Genomic DNA, 18161 nt, shown 5'->3' on the forward strand with positions numbered 1-18161 from the left:
TAAACGCCTGAACAAATACCATATGAAGGCGAGCATGAGCCGCAAGGGGAATTGCTATGACAATGCCTGTATCGAATCCTTTCATAGCATCCTAAAGAAAGAGTTTGTCTATTGCACCAAATTCAAAACAAAACAGCAAGCGCAGGATGAGATGTTCCAGTATATTGAGTTTTTTTATAACCGCAAGCGAATCCACAGTGCACTGGGTTATCTTTCCCCTGTCCAATTTGCAGCGAAGTTCAAAAGAAAAAGACCGCATAAATCTATTTTTTTATGTCCACTTTCTTGACGGAAGTCCATTTTTCCACCTAAAGCTGAGGAAAGAATAATATTTATAATAATAGGTGGACAAATTCCACTTAAGTTTCATCACTCGCTTTGGTGAGGGTCTTGGGGCTAATTCTGTACAGATTTCCGCCCTTGCAAGTACCCATTTTGAATAGCTGCAAGCAAATAACGGGACCCTCCTGAGTAGGAAGGCCCCGTTATTTAAGTTTGAGCTAGGATTAACCTGTCTTGTAATTGTAATTGTAATTGTAATTGTAATTGTATTTGTTTGTATTTGTATTTGTATTTGTATTTGTAATTGTTATTGCTTCACGATATCCTGTACAGCTTTGTCGAGCTTTTCCAGAAGCTGATCATGATTCAGCTGGCCGCCCAGGTATTCCTGCATGGCTGCACCGAAGCCTTGGGTTACACCGTCAGGGAACATATCCCAGTTCCAGCCGAGTGCGGTGGCGGATTGCTTCTGCACAGCAACGGCAACCTGACCGATATCTGCGGCATCGGCTTCCACATTGGTTTCAGCAGGAATGAATTTGAATTCCTTGGTCAGATACTTTTTACCAGTTTCCGAAGTCACAAGCCAGTTAAGGAATGCTTTGGCTTCTTCCGGATGCGCCGACTTGCTGTTCACCACATAGTTGTTAGGCACACCTACGAGGATCGTTCCTTCTTTGTCGCTGATCGGGAGTGGCAGGAGGCCAAGATTCATCGCCGGATTAATTTTGTCGATATCCCCTTGTGTCCAGTTGCCCTGCAGCATCATAGCCGCTTTGCCGGATGCAAATTCAGCAACCTGGGTAGCATAGTCTGTAGTCATTTTGTTATCCTGTGCGTTGTCAAAAATAACGTCTACCAAGTTGAGCCATTGCTCGAAGACCGGGTTGCCTTTGATGGTTGCCTTGCCGGCTTTGACATCCTCAATGAATTTCTTCGGATCCGGCTGGTGAGCCAGGCCTACGTTAACCAAGTGAATCCCCATCGACCACCATTCATTGGTAGCTTCAAAAGGCGTGATGCCTGCAGCTTTCAATTTGGCCACTGCATCTTTCAGCTGGGGAAGTGTTTTGGGTTCTTCGGTAATCCCTGCTTTAGTGAACAGGTCCTTGTTATAGATCAGTCCGTAGCCTTCAACGTTCATCGGCATGCCGTACAGCTTGCCGTCCACGGTTGCAGGCGTTTTGGAGGTTGGAATCAGATTGGCCGCCCAAGGCTCATTCGACAAATCAGTGGCACGGTCCATATAAGGAACCAGGGCTGTGTAACCGCCGTTATTGAAAATCTCAGGTTCGGAGCCGGAAGCAATCTCCGCTTTGAGCAGTGCGCCGTAATCTTCACCGCCGCCATGTGTTTCCACTTCAACCTTTACGCCGGTTTCTTTCTCATATTGTTCAGCGAGTGCGTTCAACTGCTCGGCAATTTCAACCTTGAACTGGAACATTTTGATCGTTACATTTTTGGCCGGAGCTGCGGTCGCCGCTGGTGCCGCTGTCTTTGTTCCTGAATTGACAGCGTTCCCATTGCTTGCGGAATTATTATTGCCGCCATTACCGCAACCTGCGATAATAAGTGTGCAAACGGTTGCGATAACAAATGCGAACTTTCTTTTCATAGTATAACCTCCCTGGTCTAGTGGTTCCTGCAACTTGATCGTAATGGATATACGATTGGACTTACACTTAATATTTTGCTCGAAAAGGTGGATATTGTTGCAAAGGAGTTATCCCTTAATGGAGCCGGCGGTCACACCTTCAACAATATAACGCTGCAGCGACAGGAAGAACAAGAGAATTGGCGTAATCGCCATAACCAGACCCGCGAGGGCAAGATCCCACTTCTTGGTGTACTGGCCGAAGAACTTGGTCACCGCCACCGGTAATGTGGTCAGATCCTTGTTGCCTCCAATCACAAGCACCGGAAGCAGGTAGTCATTCCAGATCCATAGTGTGTTCAGAATAATAACAGTTACGATAATAGGCATCAGCAGCGGGAAGACGATTTTGAAGAATACTCCATATGGGCTAGAGCCGTCGACCCGGGCTGCTTCCTCCAGCTCAATGGGCACACTCTTAATGAAGCCGTGGAACAGGAACACGGACAACGGCATCCCGAAGCCGAGATAGCAGGCGACAATGCCGTATAATTCACCGCGCAGCTCCAGTATGCTGGTTACCCGGACCAACTGCAGCATCAGGGACTGGAACGGGATGATCATTGCCGATACGAGCAGCAGGAATACAAAGGAATTGAAACGCGACGGCTTCCGGACGATCTGGTAAGCGGCCATGGAGCTGAACATCACGATGAAGATCACGCTCAGGACCGTAATTTGCAGCGAGTTCCAGAATGCCTGAGGGAAATTGATGGCGTCCCATACCTTGGAGTAATTATCCCACTGGTAGACCTGCGGGAAGGATGCGGCATCCATCAGAATTTCCTTCAGTCCCTTCACCGAGTTGCTCAGTACTAGGTAGAACGGAGACAGGAACACAAGAGCCAGAAGAATGGCGGCGATTTCCAGAATGAAATTACTGAGACGGTATCTGCTGCTCTGCATTATGCCGATACCTCCTTCCGTTTAGTGATCCAGACCTGGGTGACAGTGATTATGGAGACGGCGAAGAAGAAGAGCAGTGCTTTGGCGGTGCCGAGTCCATAACGGTTGTTGATCAGCGCTTCCGCATAAATGTTATAGGCGAGCGACTGGGTGGAGGTACCGGGTCCGCCTTTGGTCAGTGACAGGTTGAGATCGAACATTTTGAAGGCATTCGAAGTGGTCAGGAACAGACAAATGGTGATGGCTGGCATAATCAGCGGGACATAGACGCTTTTGAACAGCTGTGGAGCGCGTGCGCCGTCGATTTTGGCCGCTTCGATCAGGTCCTTCGGAATTCCAGCCAGTCCGGCGATGTAAATCACCATCATATACCCGGCAGTCTGCCAGACGAACACGATGACCAGACCCCAGAATCCGGTGCTCGGCGTACCCAGCCAAGGGAGCTTGAAGAAGGAAATGCCGGTGATGTCGCCAATCGTGGCGAAACCTTTGGTGAAAATAAACTGCCAGATGTAGCCCAGCAGAATACCGCCGATCACATTGGGCATAAAGAAGATGGTACGCAGTACCTTCTTGGTCTTCAGCGTCGTCATCAGCAGGAATGCGAGCAGGAGTGCCAGCACGTTAGCGGCGATCACGGATACGATGGTGAAGCGCAAGGTGAATAGCAAGGATTCCCAGAACTTGTCGTCATTCGTAAAAATTCGCTTCCAGTTAGCCGCACCCGTCCAGACCGCTTTGTTCAGATCCAGCCCGTTCCAGTCGGTGGAGGAGTAATAGAAGCCAAGGATGAAGGGTGTGACCACAATGGTCAGGAAAAAGAGCAGGGCGGGCCAGAGGAAGATAATTTGCTGTCCCCAGCCTCGTTGCAGGCGCAGAGTTTTTCTCATATGGAGTCTCCTTTGTATAGTTAATCTACGGGTTCACACCTTCATTATAGGAACAGGCAGGAATGATCAACACTCAATTTGATGATGATAAAAGTGGATTATATTGCAGCGGATGCTAACCAAATTTCCAGGAGGCCTAATCATGTTCAAAAACAGCATCCGGACCCGGCTCATGGCGCTTGTGCTGCTGGCCTCGGTGATTCCATCAGCCATTTCGGTTACATTCTCTTATCTGTATACCAAGCAATCGGTTACCGAACAGTCAGTGAAGCAGAACACAAAGCTGCTGACCCTCGGAGAGGCGAATCTGAGCAGCTATTTCAGCGGTATGAGTCAGCGGGCCATGTCGCTGTATAGCGGGATCAATGTGCCCAGCTCTTTTTATACCACACTGCTCACCTCCAAAAGCCAGAAAGATGTTCCGCCCGGCACCGCTGTTCCCGATACCCGGGCAGTGATCTCCACCCAGATGTATAACCTGTTCCTCTCCGACCGGAACACCTTTCAGATTCATCTGTATGTGCGGGCGGTCCAGCAGTCCAATCTGCTGCTCGGCGGATATTTCCGCCGGGAGGTAAACAGCCGCTATGCTCTGGAGAAGCACCTGGAAGGAACATACCGTCCTTACATTGAGGTCACACATATGGATCACCAATACGGGATGAAGTCCGGGTTCCCTAATTTGAAGCCGGGGATTGAACCGGTATTTACTGCCCATTTCCCCATATACAAAACCCCAAGTGCGGAGGTTCTGGCGGATCTGTCGGTCGACTACCGCCTTACAGAGCTGGAGGGGATCGTCAAATCCATGTACAATTCCGATACGGAACGTCTTTATGTGCTGAATGATCAGGGTCAGGCACTGTTCGCCTCCGACTCCAAATGGATTGGCAAGCCGTTCAAGGCAGGCTGGAGCCAGCTTCCCGGAAGCAAGGGCAGCGGCCATTTTACCTGGAAGAAGGATGGATTTGAGGGAATTGTCATGTATCGGCATATAGAAGACCCTCTGTTCAAGGGCAGTATTATCAAGCTGGTTCCCTACGAGGATTTGTACGGCGATGCCAGAATCATCACCCGGTTCAATGCCGGAATTGGCATATTGTTTCTGTTCGTGGGCGGAATCAGCGCGGTGCTCATCTCTATTGGCTTCACCAGACCGATCAAGAAGCTGATCTCTTTCACCCAGAAGGTGCAGATTGGGCAGCTCGATGCGCATATGGATGTGGAACGGGAAGATGAATTCGGCCTGCTGACGCGCAAAATCACCGGCATGACCCGGACGATCAATGATCTGATCCTCAAGGAATACAAGCTGGAGCTGGCGAACAAGACCAACCAGCTGAAGGCCCTGCAGGCCCAAGTCAATCCGCATTTTCTGTATAATGCCCTGCAGTCTATCGCCAGTTTGTCCTTGCGGTACAATGCGCCGAAGGTATATGATCTCATCTATTCACTTGGCAGTATGATGCGTTATTCCATGAATACAGAACGCACACAGGTGCCGCTCCGCGACGAAATCGAGCATGTGCAGAACTATGTTATCCTGCAGACAGAGCGGTTTGGGGAAGAGAACCTGCACCTAGATGTCGATGCTGAAGAAGAAGCGCTGGAGGTAGTGGTGCCCAAAATGATTTTGCAGCCTATCGTGGAGAATATCTTCAAGCATGGCTTCGCGGACGGCATCCAGGGCGGGCTCATTTCCATCGCCTGCGCGGTGGATACGCAGGGCCGGTTAGTGCTTGCCGTCAAGGATAACGGTAAAGGGATTGCACCTGAGCGGCTGGAGGAAATCAATGCCTTGCTTGCAGGCAACAGAGGAACGGAGCATGAAGAGATTGGACTGTACAATGTGCTGGCAAGGCTCCGTTTACAGATGAGCAGCGGGGCGGAGCTGCTGCTGCACGACAATGGAGACAGAGGCCTAACGGTCACGCTCATGATTCCGCTGGACAGCTTATACAATCATTTACACAAAGGGGCTGCGGGTAATGAAGGTGCTGATAGTCGATGATGAGAAGCATGTTAGAGAGGCAATCCGCTATTTTGTGCCGTGGGAGAAACATCATATTACCGATATCTATGAGGCTACCAACGGGCAGGAAGCGATGCAGATCATGCAGGAGCATCAGCCTGCGATTGTCTTCACGGATATGCGGATGCCGCTCATGGATGGAGCGGAGCTGCTGGAGTGGCTGCACACCCACTATCCGAATACGAAGACTATTGTGATCAGCGGTTATCAGGACTTTAACTATGTGAAGCCTGCGATTGTCTTCGGCGGAACCGATTATTTGCTGAAGCCGCTGAACAGCAAGCAGCTGATCGCTGCAGCCGAGCATGCCTTCAAGCTGTGGCTGGATGAGGAGGAGGGCCGGCAGCAGGCGCAGCGTAAGAATATGCAGTTAAATGTGCTGCGTCCGCTCTACTGGGATAAGGTACTCTCGGATCTGGTGGCTGGACAGGCTTCCTTTCAGGAGCTGAAGCATTCGCTGAGCGAAGAACTCGGTATGCCGCTGTTTGCGGCAGAGTGCAGAATTGCGGTCATCTCACTCCAGGGAGCGGACTGCCGGCTACTGCAGAGGTTTCATGGCGATGTGGGACTGACTTCTTTTGTACTGGCAAATGTCTGCAATGAGGTGCTCGCCCCGAAGCAGATCGGCTTCGCCTTCCGCAGCTGGCAAAGGGGGGCGAACCTGGTCCTTCTGTTCTGGGCAGCCGTCAGAGAGACGGAGGTAGAGCTGGGCCGCATTAATGAGTCCATTAGGCAGACCTATGGTGTGCAAATGGATATGGGGCTCAGCCTTCCCGCAGCCTTTCCAGAAGGATTGCAAACGGCGTTCTACCAGGCAGGTCAGGGTCTGAACGAGCGGAATCTGCTGCAGCGGGAAGGGCGGATTCACCTGTACCGGGAGCATTCGGAGGAGAGTGGGCCTGCAAGGGACTACGCCTCCGAGGCTCAGCTGGACAAGCTGAGAGTAGCAGTGCTCTCGGGAGACTTGGACAAAATGGAGCGGGTTGTAGATGAATGGTCAGACTTGTTGTCGGGACTGCCTCTGCTGACGGAGAGCCGGTTCCTGCAGCTTCAGCAAGAGATTGTGGAGGTCCTGAAACGTTGGCGGCCGGATGAGGAGATTTCGTTAGACATTTGCTATGACAGTGAGGGCCTCTTCTCCGTGGAGAATTGGCAGGATCAGTTCAAGGCGGTGATTCAGCGCTTGTTCAAGGGGAATACCCAAGCGCCGGATAGCCAGCTTGTGGAGGAGATCAGGCAGTATCTCCATCAGAACTATGCCCGGGATATGACGCTGCAGCATATTGCGGAGCGGTTTTTTATCAGCAGGGAGAATGTCTCACGGAAGTTCAAACAGATCACCGGGGAGAATCTGTCTGATTATTTGACCGGCCTCCGGGTAGACAAAGCCAAAACGCTACTGCAGAATACGAATCTCCGGCTGTCACAAATTTCGGAGCTGGTCGGGTATGAGGATGAGAAATATTTCAGCCGTGTCTTCAAAAAGTCCACGGGGCAAACGCCCAGGGAATACCGTAAGCAGGGAGAATCCCTCTAGCAAATTTGTCAGCCGGGCCTTTCAGCTTTTTTCTGCTTTTAACCGATAGTATAGGTATAGCTAAGCTACATATTCATTCGGTTGATTCGGGAGGACGGGGCATGGAAAGGTATTTAGGCAAAAAAATAAAAAATGACTTGATCAATGCCTATGGAGTAACAGTAATCCCCGCGAACAGTGTTCTGAATGTAGAGCACCTGGAGCTTATCCGCAAGCAGAAGATTAATGTACTTGACATCATCTTTGCAGGTGAGGCGGGTCAGGCACCTTCCTGCAAGGAGATGGCATATAACGTAGTTAACGTCTCCAAGAATTTGTTCGAATCCTTCAGAAACTCACGTAAGGTTCCTCTGGCAGATATCCGCAAGGAAGTCGTGCCTGTGGTTCAGGAAATATCCCGGAATTCCGATATTTTTGCGTTGTTCAGTGCGATTCAGGGCAAAGACGATTATACGTACCAGCATAATATTGGAGTGGGTGTATTATCCACGCTTATCGGCAGATGGCTTAATATGAGTGAGGCAGAGCTGTCCGTGCTGTCATTGGCCGCGACTCTTCATGACATCGGCAAGCTGAAGATTCCCACGGAGATCTTGGACAAACCGGGCAAGCTGTCCCCGGATGAATATGAAATCGTCAAAAAACATACCATTCTGGGTTATGAAATGCTGAAGGAGACTACAGGGGCCAATTCCCATATTACACTGACAGCACTTCAGCACCATGAGCGGAATGATGGCAGAGGCTATCCGTTGGGTCTAAAAGAAGAGCAGATTGATTCCTATAGCAAGATTGTAGCCGTTGCTGATATTTTTCATGCGATGTCCTCCAGACGCCCTTATCATGAACCGGTTCCCTTCCATACCATTGTCGATCAGATGAGAAGGGGAAGCTTTGGTGCGCTTGATCCGAATATTGTATCCGTATTTCTTGAGAATATCGTGAAGCGCACCGTGGGCCGCGAGGTGGTACTGACAGACGGGCGGATCGGTGAGATTGTCTACTTGAACCCCCATGATATTGAAACCCCTTTAGTGAAGGTTGATGACGAGTATATAGACTTGAGTAAGCTGAATACCCTTAAGATTAAAGAGATCAGTATTGAGTAACGCGTAAGATTGCTGTGTTTTTAGTCAAAATAGTCTGCCAGCCCATCGGCAATTGCCTTGGCAGCCTTTTTCTGATAAGACGCTTTGCGGACGATGGACTCGTCGGAACGGTTGGTCAGAAAACCAAGCTCCACCAGCGTTGCCGGGAGGCTGTTCTCCCGCAGAATATGATAATCCCCAAAGGATAGTCCATTGCTCTTCAGGCCAATCCCTTGCCTTAGCCGGTTCTCAATGGAACGGGCCAGCCGCAGATCATTATTCTCCGAGTAAAAAAAAGTGAGGGTCCCCGATACCTTCTTCGGAGAAGAATTGTAATGAATGCTAACGAAAGCATCCGCCCGCAGCTGCTGCCCGATCTGTACCCGCCTGGCGAGGGAAGGTTTCTGGTCTCCCCGTGTACGCGTCAGCTTCACCTGTGCTCCTTTGGCTGTCAGATAATCCCGCACATAAAAAGCGGTCTGCAGCGTCAAGTCCTTCTCCATTGTGTCAAAGCTTGTGCCCAGCATACCGGGATCACTTCCGCCGTGTCCGGGATCAATGACGATAAGCTTTCCGCGGATGCTCCCGGAGTTCCTGGCATTACTGCTCCCGCTGCTCCAGCTTGTACTTCCTCCGGCAATATATTGGCCTGATACCCAGCCAATCTCTCCGCTCGTGGTACGAATGCGTGCCCAATCTCCTTGACGAAGCAATACAGTAATAGAATCCCCTTCTTTCAAAGATCCCAGCACGTGATACCCGGTTCCCGGACCTCCCCTAATCCGTAGGGAAGAGGCGGTGACGTGCGCACTTCCGCCGGCACTGCCAGAGGGTTTGGCCGAGGTCTTCACGGAAGCTGCTGCTGCAGTGGTCCCCGAAGCTACGGAACTTGTTTCGCCGGTTCGTTTGAGATAATATCCGGCGACCCAGCCGGAGATGGAACCGGCCCGCACCTTGAGCCAGCCGTGCTGCTCGTCTGTTACGGTGACCAGTGCTCCACTTTTTAGTGAGCCGGTCACAGATGCGCTTGCGGCCGGCTCACTGCGCACGTTCAGGGAAGATGCGTAGACCTTTGCCGTATAGGCTCCGGCAGCATGGACTGATTCAGTCTGCAAAGTAGTAGATAGTAATAAGGTGACAGCCAGCATGGATGCAGATATTGTTTTTTTGAAATGATGTGAATTTATCTTTATTGGTTTCACGCTATAAATTTCCCTTTCTTCAGGAATAGATTAAAGGTTTATTACCCGCTCCGAAGGGAGAGAAACCGCAGATAGTTAAAATTTAAATTGAAAACTGGCAAGCGTCAAACCCAGCTTACCTTTATAACGAGCCCTTTCGATTTCCAGAAACGTTTTTCATGGATATATATAAATTAAATGGAAGAAAAAACCGATGTACACAGAGTGACGCTAGAATACTTATAGGTCAGAGTACTCATACATAATTAGTAAGGAAGCAGGGGGTTGGATTGTCTTCCGCGAAGGTAATATTTAATGTAGATGAAGTGAGGCGCCTACGGACGAAAATAAGCCAGGTAAGCCAGGATACCAACCAGTTGTATCTACAACTGAAAGGCCAGGCGAGCGGTTGGGGCGGGATCCCCATGAATGACCACTTGGTACAGGCCCAGGTGCTAATTAATGAATTAACCGTCGAAGCAGAGAAACTGGAGGATGTCATTCGAGCCGCGCTGAAGGGAGTCGAAGGCCTGCAGGAGGAGAATAAGCAGAAGGCGAACCAGCTTACCCAGTGGTTCAGTTTATTTGCTGGGATGTTTGGGAGCTTTAGAACACAGACGTTTGCAGGGCGGTATACGATACCAACGGCTGCCCAGAAGGCGGCGGCGAATCTGATCACTTCGTTTGCCGCCCTAGGGGGACGGGATGAGCTGGATAGCGATCCTGCGGTGGAGAAGCTCCGGAATACCATCCAAACGTCTAGACTCGGGACCGTTGAGAATATTGCAGCACAGAGCAAACTGAAGGATATCTTCGCTGCGCGGGATCAGATTGCAAAGGCGCAATGGGCTTATAAGATCTATGAGGAGTTTGGAAACAAGGCACAGATGAACGCAGTGAATCGACAGGCGGAAGAAGCACGTCAGAAGCTGGAGTCCATGGAAGTAGATAAGATCCACTATGAAGCGGGAAAGGATTTGAGCGTGTATTTTAAGCAGCCCGCAGTTCAAGCGTGCGACTACGATCCGTCGATCACAACTCAAAATGTTCCGCTATTACAAAACGAGGAGTATCTGCTCCTGCTTCGGTTGGCGATGGAAAAGACCCCCGCTGGAGAAAATGCAAAAAGTCAGTTGGAGGCAAAGCGGCTGGAGATTGAGGAAGCGGAACGTCAATTAGCACTGGATGCAGAGACAGGGAAAAAGACATATAACTTTGATGAGTATACTAAAACACTCTGGGGAAATACATGGGTGCTCAGTAAAAATGGCAAGACTGATCGTGAGGCAGCGCAAGCCTCCATGGCGTATAACGAGGCCATTAAGAATGGAGAGATTAAATCCTATCAGGAGAATGTACCTGTCGATTACCTTACGGAGCAAATATTAGCAGCCAAGAATGGAACTAACTATTGGACCGGTGAAAAAATATCTAAACTGCAAGCCTATGGTATAATAGTCAGCAGTTTAATCACTACTTTTCAAGGGATTGAATCATTTCGGGGGAGTCTAAAGAGGAATCTTCCGCTCCATCCCGGGGCAAATGAAATACCAGCATCCAGGGTGAAGCAGCCAAAAGTTTCGGTTCCTGAGGTAACGGTTCCCAAACCGGTGGAACCGGTGGGTAAGATTGCTGAGGGGACGGGTAAAGGAGTTAGAATTGGTTCGCGTTCTGTTGAAGAATCATTAGAAAAAATCAATGATATTCGACAAGCTGATAATATCGGTGGAAAACGAAATATAGCTTTTGCTGAGTATGAAATTAATGGGTCAACAGGTGAAATTATTGGCGTTAGTGGTAAGGCAGATAGAGCAGGAACAGCAGGAGTGCCCAATCAGCGTAAGTTCGAGACGATAACTACCCCTGACGGTAACCCAAGAACCTTAGATGCAGAGGTGAAAATTCTAGAGGAGTTGGCCTCCCAATTGCCCAATAACGCCTCAGGAAAAGTTCATATATTCTCTGAACTACCATTTTGCGAATCATGTTCAGGTGTGATAAAACAGTTTAAAGAGCAGTTTCCTAATGTTGAGGTTATAATAAGTCATGGACCAAGTAAAAGTAGGTGATAGCAATGGATAATAGAGAAGTAGTCAGTTTATTAAGTGAATACAAAATTGCAAATGACAATGAGATTCAAGGTTTTACTGATTCGGAAGTAGAAAAGTGTGAACATGTATTAGGGTCAAAATTGCCGAGTCAATACCGAGAGTTTCTCTTGGCAATTGGTCATGATGCAGGATTGCTTTTTCAAGGAACTGATATTTTATTTCGAAATGTAGATAATCTTTTAGAATTAAGAAAAGAAGCTGAAGACCTTTTGCTAGAAAATGAAGAAACCTTTGTCTTACCGACAGATGCTTTTGTTTTTTCTATGCATCAAGGGTATGAATTCAATTTCTTTATTATATCAGAAGGTAATGACCCTCCAGTTTATCAGTATGTGGAGGGAGACGGTCCACCAGCTTTAGTTTGGGACAGTTTCAGTGCATTCCTGAGAAAATCGATAAATTCATGTGCCCAAGCTATTAAGAATGGAATTATTCCATTGTAATGGGGGGGGGGGCAAATGAACCCAACATTCAACCAATAACACATATAACCCATGTAATACCCGTATGAAGATTTTGCCATTTGTTTTGTACGCACATCAGAAGTTCAGTGATATAACCCCAATAACGCAATTGCGTTACATAATACAGGTCGATTATGGTCAGATACCACCATGATTGACCTGTTTTTTGTTATGTTCGCTTCCTTGCGGTTTTTTCAAATTTCCGGCATCTGTAGCCTGAAGCGATCGTTATACTGAGAAAGAAAGAAGCCGCAACTTTCCCGTCACTTGCAACGATGATTACGCTGCAGGAAAGAAATTAACGTTTACGAAAACTGTCTCTGTTCACAGGTCCGCAATCACCTGTATAATTATTACATATCGGGGAAGACGACAAAGGAGTGCCGACGTGACCAGACCGAAATTATTTATTGGATCTTCCAGAGAATCCATCCGTTACGCACGGGCGATACATGAGCAGCTGAAACGGGAAGCCCAGGTCAATCCGTGGTATGCCAATGCTTTCCGGGCAAATGAATATACCATGGAAGCGCTGGAACGAAATCTTGATGAGAGTGATTTTGCCGTATTTGTGTTCTCGCCGGATGATGTAGCCAGGATCCGCGGTAAATACTATTATGTGACCCGCGATAATACACAGTTCGAAATGGGCTTGTTCTGGGCCCGGCTGCGGCGAAGCCGCGTGTTCTGTCTGCTTCCGGACCAGGTGCCTGTCCGCAAGGATTTAATTCCGGGAGAGAATATTGAGGAGTATCATTTGCTGTCGGATCTATCCGGCCTCACCCCGCTGGAATACGAATGGCAGCATGAGAATCCGGTGGCAGCCGTAGATGTCAGCTGCGGCAAGATTATCGACAGCATTCAGGAGCTGGGAAGCTTCCGTGATCCGCAGAAGGAACTGGAACATCTGAAGCTTGAACTTAGGCGGAAAGAAAGTATCCTTCACTTCTTCTGGCAATATAATAGTAATATGTCTATCACAGATGACAGGGAGAAATATCAGGCGCTCAGCGAGGCAATCCGCAATTCCTTTCTGCCGCCCAAGCATTGCCGGGTGATTGGCGCAGCTATGTGGCAGGCCCGAGAGCAGGAGGGGCTGGTGCAGGTGGGCGGTAATGTGGGGCGCGGACATTCCTATCCTTTTTCAATGACTGAAGAAAAGGGCTCCCGTCCGGGTGTGGTGGATGCTTTTTTAGCCAAAGAATGGACCTTTTTGCAGCGTACCGAAGTTGCTGAGGTATATATCCTATGCTATCCTTTAGGTGAGAGGCATGTCCTTTCTGTTCATTTTTCCGGAAACGACGGATTGTCTGCGGATGATCTGACCGAGGTCGTGTCGTACAACCGGGATTTGTTCCGTACCGTCAATCATTTAGTGGGAGGGGACTGACACGATGAAGAATATGAAGAATGCAGTCAGTTTATCCAGTGCTGTCCGCCGAACCGCGAACAACAGCACCGGCAGTGAAGGCGGCAAAGGCCGCATGAAGCGAAAGACAGGAGCGGGAAGGCCCACTAAGCTGTCACCTTCGACCATGAACGTATATATTGCGCCTTCTCTTGAAGGCGGAGACGATGAATACAAGAAGCTCATCAGCGGGAAGGTTGACAATACCAAGCCTTCGTTTGCTTAGCCGGTGCTTCACCAGGATAGGTCCCCAGTACATACTGGGGGCCCTCTTTTTGTGTTAAATGACCGATTCGTTTACAAAGGTTCTGAAAAGGTCGACGGAAACGCAGCCGCCAATCCTTTTTTTCCCTCTGCAGTTATAACAATGGCTCTTGTACGAGGGAGTCTGTTCACCCAATGGCGTTCCAGCAGAAGTTGAAGGATAGCAGCTCCCAAGGCCCCGGCAAGATGGTAACGCCGTTCGCTCCAGTCCAGGCATTTGGGGGCAAAGGCGCGCCTGCATTTTCTAACCTCATCCAGCTGTATTCCCAGCCTGCCCAAGACAAGTTCACCTGCGGCTGTGATGGAGAAGCCGTTTGCTTCCTCCGCTATAATCCCCTCAAGCAGCAAAGCTTCTGTTAACTGCACCCCGAATTTTCCGGCCAGATGGTCATAACAGGTTCTGGCTTCGCGCATGGCATGATCCTGTACGGAGTGGCGAAGGGAGTTAGATGAATATTGTAAGATCTCTATTTTACAATAGAATCGAATACACTTGCAGAGGAGCTTATAGGATGAATAATTTTGCAGAAACCCACCGAACGGTACCGATACATCCGAAAATTCTTTATTACGGGACGCCGGTCATCCTGTTGACGACACTAAATGAGGATTTAACCGTTAATATTAGTCCGATTTCCTCCTCGTGGGCTTTAGGAGATCATATTATTTTGGGACTGGGAATCAACGGGAAAGCATTGGAAAACCTCAAACGGATGCCTGAATGCGTGATCAATCTGCCGGATGCTTCCCAGTGGGAGCAGGTGGAAGGATTAGCCAGACTGACAGGGAAAAATCCGGTCCCTGTTGAAAAGAAGGGAGCCGGATTTATTTTTGAAAAGGATAAATTTGCTCATTCAGGCTTTACGCAGGCTGTATCCACTACGGTACAAACAGCCAGAATCGCCGAATGCCCGATCCAGATTGAAGCGCGGGTGAAGCATATCCGTATTCCGGAGGATTCACCGCATTTTGCTATTGTCGAAACGAAAAGCACACAGGTGCATGTCCATAAGGAACTGGTTGCCGGTGAACATTATATTCATCCGTCAAGCTGGAACCCGCTGATCTATAATTTCCGCCATTACTTTGGATTAAGTGCGGAGCTTGGTAAATCATACCGGTCGGAGACGTAAAAATTAACGGTGTTAAAGTTCACGGGCGGGCGAAATTCTGCTGCTCTTCTTGGCAATTTCTCTGCGCACAACCGGGGCTACCTCAGTAGCCAGCAGTTCAATCGCAGTAGCCACCTTATTGTAGGGAATTCCGCCAATATCCAATTGGGTCATGAAGCGGTTGTGGCCGAACAGCTCGTGCTGGTAGAGGATCTTCTCAATAATCTGCTGCGGGCTGCCGACAGCCAGAGTGTTGACCGGAGATACGAAGTGGCCAAAATCACTGCGGGAGACGCGGTATTCCTGGTTACGGCTTGGACTAATGGCATTGCGGTAGCTGTAATAGTAGGGATAATATTCATCCAGCGCCTGTTGTGAAGTCTTGGCAATGTAGCCATGGCTCGTGATGGCGATCTTCAGGTCTGCTGCTGCATGTCCGGCCGCAGTTCCGCTCTTCCGGTAAGTATTGGCAAGGTTCTGGAAAGGCTCCGGGCTGCCGCTTAGAATGGCGATGGCCATACCTATGCCGAGACGGCCGGCCTGTTCGGCGCTTTCGGCCGAGCCCCCGATGCCGACCCAGAGCGGAAGCTTCTGCTGCAGGGGACGCGGTGCGATCTCGGCATTGTGCAGCGGGGATCGGAAATGCCCTTTCCAATTCATGACTTCCTGCTGATTGAGCTGCAGCAGCAGCTCCAGATTCTCGGTAAAGAGCTGTTTGTAGTCTTCCAGTTCATAGCCGAACAGCGGGAAGGATTCCAGGAATGCCCCCCGTCCAGAGATGATTTCCGCGCGTCCGCCGGACAGCAAGTCAAGGGAAGCAAAATCCTCAAACACCCGCACCGGGTCGATAGTGCTGAGCACGGTAGTTGCGCTGGTCAGCTTGATCCGCTTCGTCACTTGAGAGATGGCGGCGAGCACCACGGGTACTGAGGAGATCACAAAGTCCAGCCGGTGATGTTCACCCACCCCGAATACATCAAGCCCCGCTTCATCAGCCAGCTTGGCGGCTTCGATGACTTCATTCATACGCTGCTGAGGGCTGATCCGCTGCCCTGTGTGGCAGTCGGTTACAATATCCCCCAATGTGTAAATGCCAAATTCAAATTCCGGTAATGTTTCTTCTATAGTATTGTTGTCCATCGTTCAAACCCCTTGTTATTTAAGTATTAGTGTTTTCCTATCCGATGTAAGGAAGAATATAAGTTATTGTATCACAATAACTTACAAAATGTAAGTACATGAGTGTAAGTTTGCAGATGTGTTGGAATCCATGATTTTACTTAGGATTAGTGTGTTGGATTTTTTTGTTTTCATCCATGGACTGCTGCTGCCCTGGGTTTTGATTTAAATTTTTTTGTGAAAAAGGTGATCCAAAAATATAAACTCTGCGATTCATTAGAGTAAGCAGGATTAAGCGTATGCGCTGATGAGCGAGCGCTTCTCCAATTTGGCACCCTCTACATGAGCCCAGGTTCACCCCATTCCAAGGAGGTAAGAAGATGAAGCTGAAGAAATTGCTAGCCCCTGTACTTAGTTTGTCCCTGTTACTGCCAGTGATGGCGAGTGCGGCAGCAGCGCCGCCCCAAGCCGTTGTGGATACACCAGCCGCCCAGCTCAGAGCGAGTCTCGATCACCTGCTGTCCGAGCATTTCGCCCTTGCGGTTACCGCGATGACCAAAGCCTATGACGGTTCCAGGGATGCTGCTGCCGCTTATCAGGCGCTGGACCAGAATGCGCTGGATATGCAACCGGCGATTACCTCGCTGTACGGCGAAGCCGGAGGTACAGAATTTGAACGGATCTTCCGCGAACATAACAAATATACGGATGATTTGGTCAAGGCCACCAAAGCGAACAACACCGCCGCCCGTCAAAAAGCAGAGCAGGAGGTTCAGGGCTTCGTCGCAGAGTTTGCTGCTTTTCTGAGTACCGCAACTGCCAGCAAACTTCCGCAAACAGCGGCAGAAGAAGCGATTCGGAGTCATGAAAATCATGTACAGCAGGTATTCAATGCTTATGTAGCCGGTGATTATAACAAGGCATACACGACCTATCGCACTGGTTTTCAGGAAATGTTCACGATCAGCAAGGTGTTGTCTACAGCAATTGCCACGCAAATGCCGGATAAATTCCAGAACACCCGTCCGGATACCAAGGCTGCTGACCTCCGTTCAGCGCTGAACAGTGTAGCTGCTGAGCACTTTGCGCTCTCAGTACTGGAAATGCAGAAGCAATTTGACGGCAAAGCCGACTACCAGGCTCTCATTAACGCCGAAGCGGGCAATACAGCTGATTTCAAAGCGGCTGTTGCCTCGATCTACGGCGCTGCTGGCGGGGATGCTTTTGAACAGATTTGGGTGGGCAACCATATCACTGCCCAGAGCGATTATGTGAATGCAGTGAAGAACAAAGATGCTGCCGCGCGTGCAGCCGTTCTGGCACGGATCGACGGCTTCACTATGGAACTGGGCAAATTTCTGGGCACTGCAACGGCCGGGAAGCTGCCGGCAAGTGCGGCACAGACTGCATTGAAGGCCCATGAAGGTCAGGTGCAGAGCACGTTGGACCAGTATGCTGCCGGAGATTATACGGCTTCTTATACCACAAACCGTGCAGGCTATAAAACGATGTTCGGCGTAGGATTGGCCCTGTCGGGAGCGATTGTCGCTCAGTTCAACGACAAGTTCCAGGAAGCAGCAATTCCCGCCAGCATGACCACGGTATGGATGAGGCTGAACAGCAAAGAACTGAACATTAACGGAATTGTAACGATGATGGATACAAAACCTTCGAATAGGAGTGGTACAACATATATCCCGCTGCGTTACCTTGGTGAGGGCATTGGAGCAAAAGTGAAATATGATCACCAGACCCGCACCGTATGGGTAATGGCGGGCAATGATACGTTGAAGTTCTGGATTGACAGCAATGTAATGGAAGTCAATGGTATGCAAAAATCTGTCGGCGCCAAAGTCATCATTAACAAAGACGGCAGAACGATGGTTCCTCTTCGCTTCATTGCTGAACTTCTGCAATGGAATGTAACCTGGAACCAGACGGAAGGTCTGATTACGCTGATGAAAGAGATGTAAAACTAAGGGGGGAATCCTCTCAAAAGACTCTCCTAAGCCCGGATGTGCGTGAACCTGTTCAGCTTGCTGCTGCGAGGCGCATGGCCTTCGGGCTTTTTTTTTGCTATCAAGGAAGATATGATAAGCTTTAGGGCAAGCCA

The 18161-nt window shown here is 49.4% G+C and carries 16 protein-coding genes; 10 read left to right on the forward strand and 6 right to left on the reverse strand.

The window, feature by feature from the left end:
• Positions 1–289 (forward strand): integrase core domain-containing protein (locus A3844_RS14335; protein WP_143192079.1); only part of this gene is annotated, 289 nt, incomplete at its 5' end.
• A gap of 300 nt (positions 290–589) precedes the next feature.
• Here the strand turns inward: A3844_RS14335 and A3844_RS14340 are convergent.
• From A3844_RS14340 to A3844_RS14350, 3 genes are all read right to left on the reverse strand, one after another.
• Positions 590–1897, reverse strand: coding sequence for an ABC transporter substrate-binding protein (locus A3844_RS14340; RefSeq protein WP_074085035.1), 1308 nt, complete (start codon positions 1895–1897; stop codon positions 590–592).
• A 108-nt stretch (positions 1898–2005) separates the two neighbouring features.
• On the reverse strand, positions 2006–2842 hold the full coding sequence (locus A3844_RS14345; protein WP_074085034.1) for a carbohydrate ABC transporter permease: 837 nt from the start codon (positions 2840–2842) through the stop codon (positions 2006–2008).
• Positions 2842–3732 carry a carbohydrate ABC transporter permease gene (locus A3844_RS14350; protein ID WP_074085033.1) on the reverse strand — a complete coding sequence of 297 codons (891 nt, stop codon included), beginning with the start codon at positions 3730–3732 and terminating at the stop codon, positions 2842–2844. The genes A3844_RS14345 and A3844_RS14350 overlap by 1 nt, the downstream gene beginning before the upstream one ends.
• Before the next feature lie 142 nt (positions 3733–3874).
• Here A3844_RS14350 and A3844_RS14355 point away from each other — a divergent pair, with 142 nt between their 5' ends.
• From A3844_RS14355 to A3844_RS14365, 3 genes are all read left to right on the forward strand, one after another.
• Positions 3875–5743, forward strand: a complete 1869-nt coding sequence (locus A3844_RS14355) for a sensor histidine kinase (RefSeq protein ID WP_074107723.1) — start codon at positions 3875–3877, stop codon at positions 5741–5743.
• A complete protein-coding gene (locus A3844_RS14360; protein ID WP_074107724.1) occupies positions 5721–7301 on the forward strand; it encodes a response regulator in 1581 nt (526 codons plus the stop codon). The genes A3844_RS14355 and A3844_RS14360 overlap by 23 nt, the downstream gene beginning before the upstream one ends.
• Before the next feature lie 101 nt (positions 7302–7402).
• Positions 7403–8410, forward strand: a complete 1008-nt coding sequence (locus tag A3844_RS14365) for an HD-GYP domain-containing protein (RefSeq protein WP_074085030.1) — start codon at positions 7403–7405, stop codon at positions 8408–8410.
• A gap of 20 nt (positions 8411–8430) precedes the next feature.
• Here the strand turns inward: A3844_RS14365 and A3844_RS14370 are convergent, their stop codons facing one another.
• Positions 8431–9591 (reverse strand): N-acetylmuramoyl-L-alanine amidase family protein, encoded by a 1161-nt coding sequence (locus tag A3844_RS14370; protein ID WP_244169769.1) that lies wholly within the window; start codon positions 9589–9591, stop codon positions 8431–8433.
• Positions 9592–9995: 404 nt separating this feature from the next.
• On the opposite strand from A3844_RS14370, the gene A3844_RS14375 reads away from it, so the two are divergent.
• The 4 genes from A3844_RS14375 (at position 9996) to A3844_RS14390 (ending at position 13779) form a co-directional block, all read left to right on the forward strand.
• Complete coding sequence (locus A3844_RS14375; protein ID WP_143192080.1) at positions 9996–11639, forward strand: deaminase domain-containing protein; 1644 nt, start codon at positions 9996–9998, stop codon at positions 11637–11639.
• Positions 11640–11644: 5 nt separating this feature from the next.
• Complete coding sequence (locus A3844_RS14380; protein ID WP_074107726.1) at positions 11645–12124, forward strand: SMI1/KNR4 family protein; 480 nt, start codon at positions 11645–11647, stop codon at positions 12122–12124.
• Between the two features lie 409 nt (positions 12125–12533).
• A complete protein-coding gene (locus tag A3844_RS14385; protein ID WP_074085028.1) occupies positions 12534–13535 on the forward strand; it encodes a TIR domain-containing protein in 1002 nt (333 codons plus the stop codon).
• A 4-nt stretch (positions 13536–13539) separates the two neighbouring features.
• Positions 13540–13779: a hypothetical protein gene (locus A3844_RS14390; RefSeq protein WP_074107727.1), complete on the forward strand. Its 240-nt coding sequence runs from the start codon at positions 13540–13542 to the stop codon at positions 13777–13779.
• 71 nt (positions 13780–13850) lie between these two features.
• On the opposite strand, the gene A3844_RS14395 is transcribed toward A3844_RS14390, so the two are convergent.
• Positions 13851–14231: a hypothetical protein gene (locus A3844_RS14395; protein ID WP_074107728.1), complete on the reverse strand. Its 381-nt coding sequence runs from the start codon at positions 14229–14231 to the stop codon at positions 13851–13853.
• Positions 14232–14329: 98 nt separating this feature from the next.
• On the opposite strand from A3844_RS14395, the gene A3844_RS14400 reads away from it, so the two are divergent.
• A complete protein-coding gene (locus tag A3844_RS14400; protein WP_074107729.1) occupies positions 14330–14950 on the forward strand; it encodes a flavin reductase family protein in 621 nt (206 codons plus the stop codon).
• A 12-nt stretch (positions 14951–14962) separates the two neighbouring features.
• Here A3844_RS14400 and A3844_RS14405 read toward each other — a convergent pair whose 3' ends face one another.
• On the reverse strand, positions 14963–16069 hold the full coding sequence (locus A3844_RS14405; protein ID WP_074107730.1) for an LLM class flavin-dependent oxidoreductase: 1107 nt from the start codon (positions 16067–16069) through the stop codon (positions 14963–14965).
• A gap of 359 nt (positions 16070–16428) precedes the next feature.
• Between A3844_RS14405 and A3844_RS14410 the strand changes: the two genes are divergently transcribed.
• Entirely contained in the window at positions 16429–18021 is a 1593-nt protein-coding gene (locus A3844_RS14410) for a copper amine oxidase N-terminal domain-containing protein (RefSeq protein WP_074107731.1), read from the forward strand.
• Positions 18022–18161 lie beyond the last annotated feature (140 nt).

This window comes from Paenibacillus helianthi, assembly GCF_001909055.1.
GTDB classification, from domain to species: domain Bacteria; phylum Bacillota; class Bacilli; order Paenibacillales; family Paenibacillaceae; genus Paenibacillus_AQ; species Paenibacillus_AQ helianthi.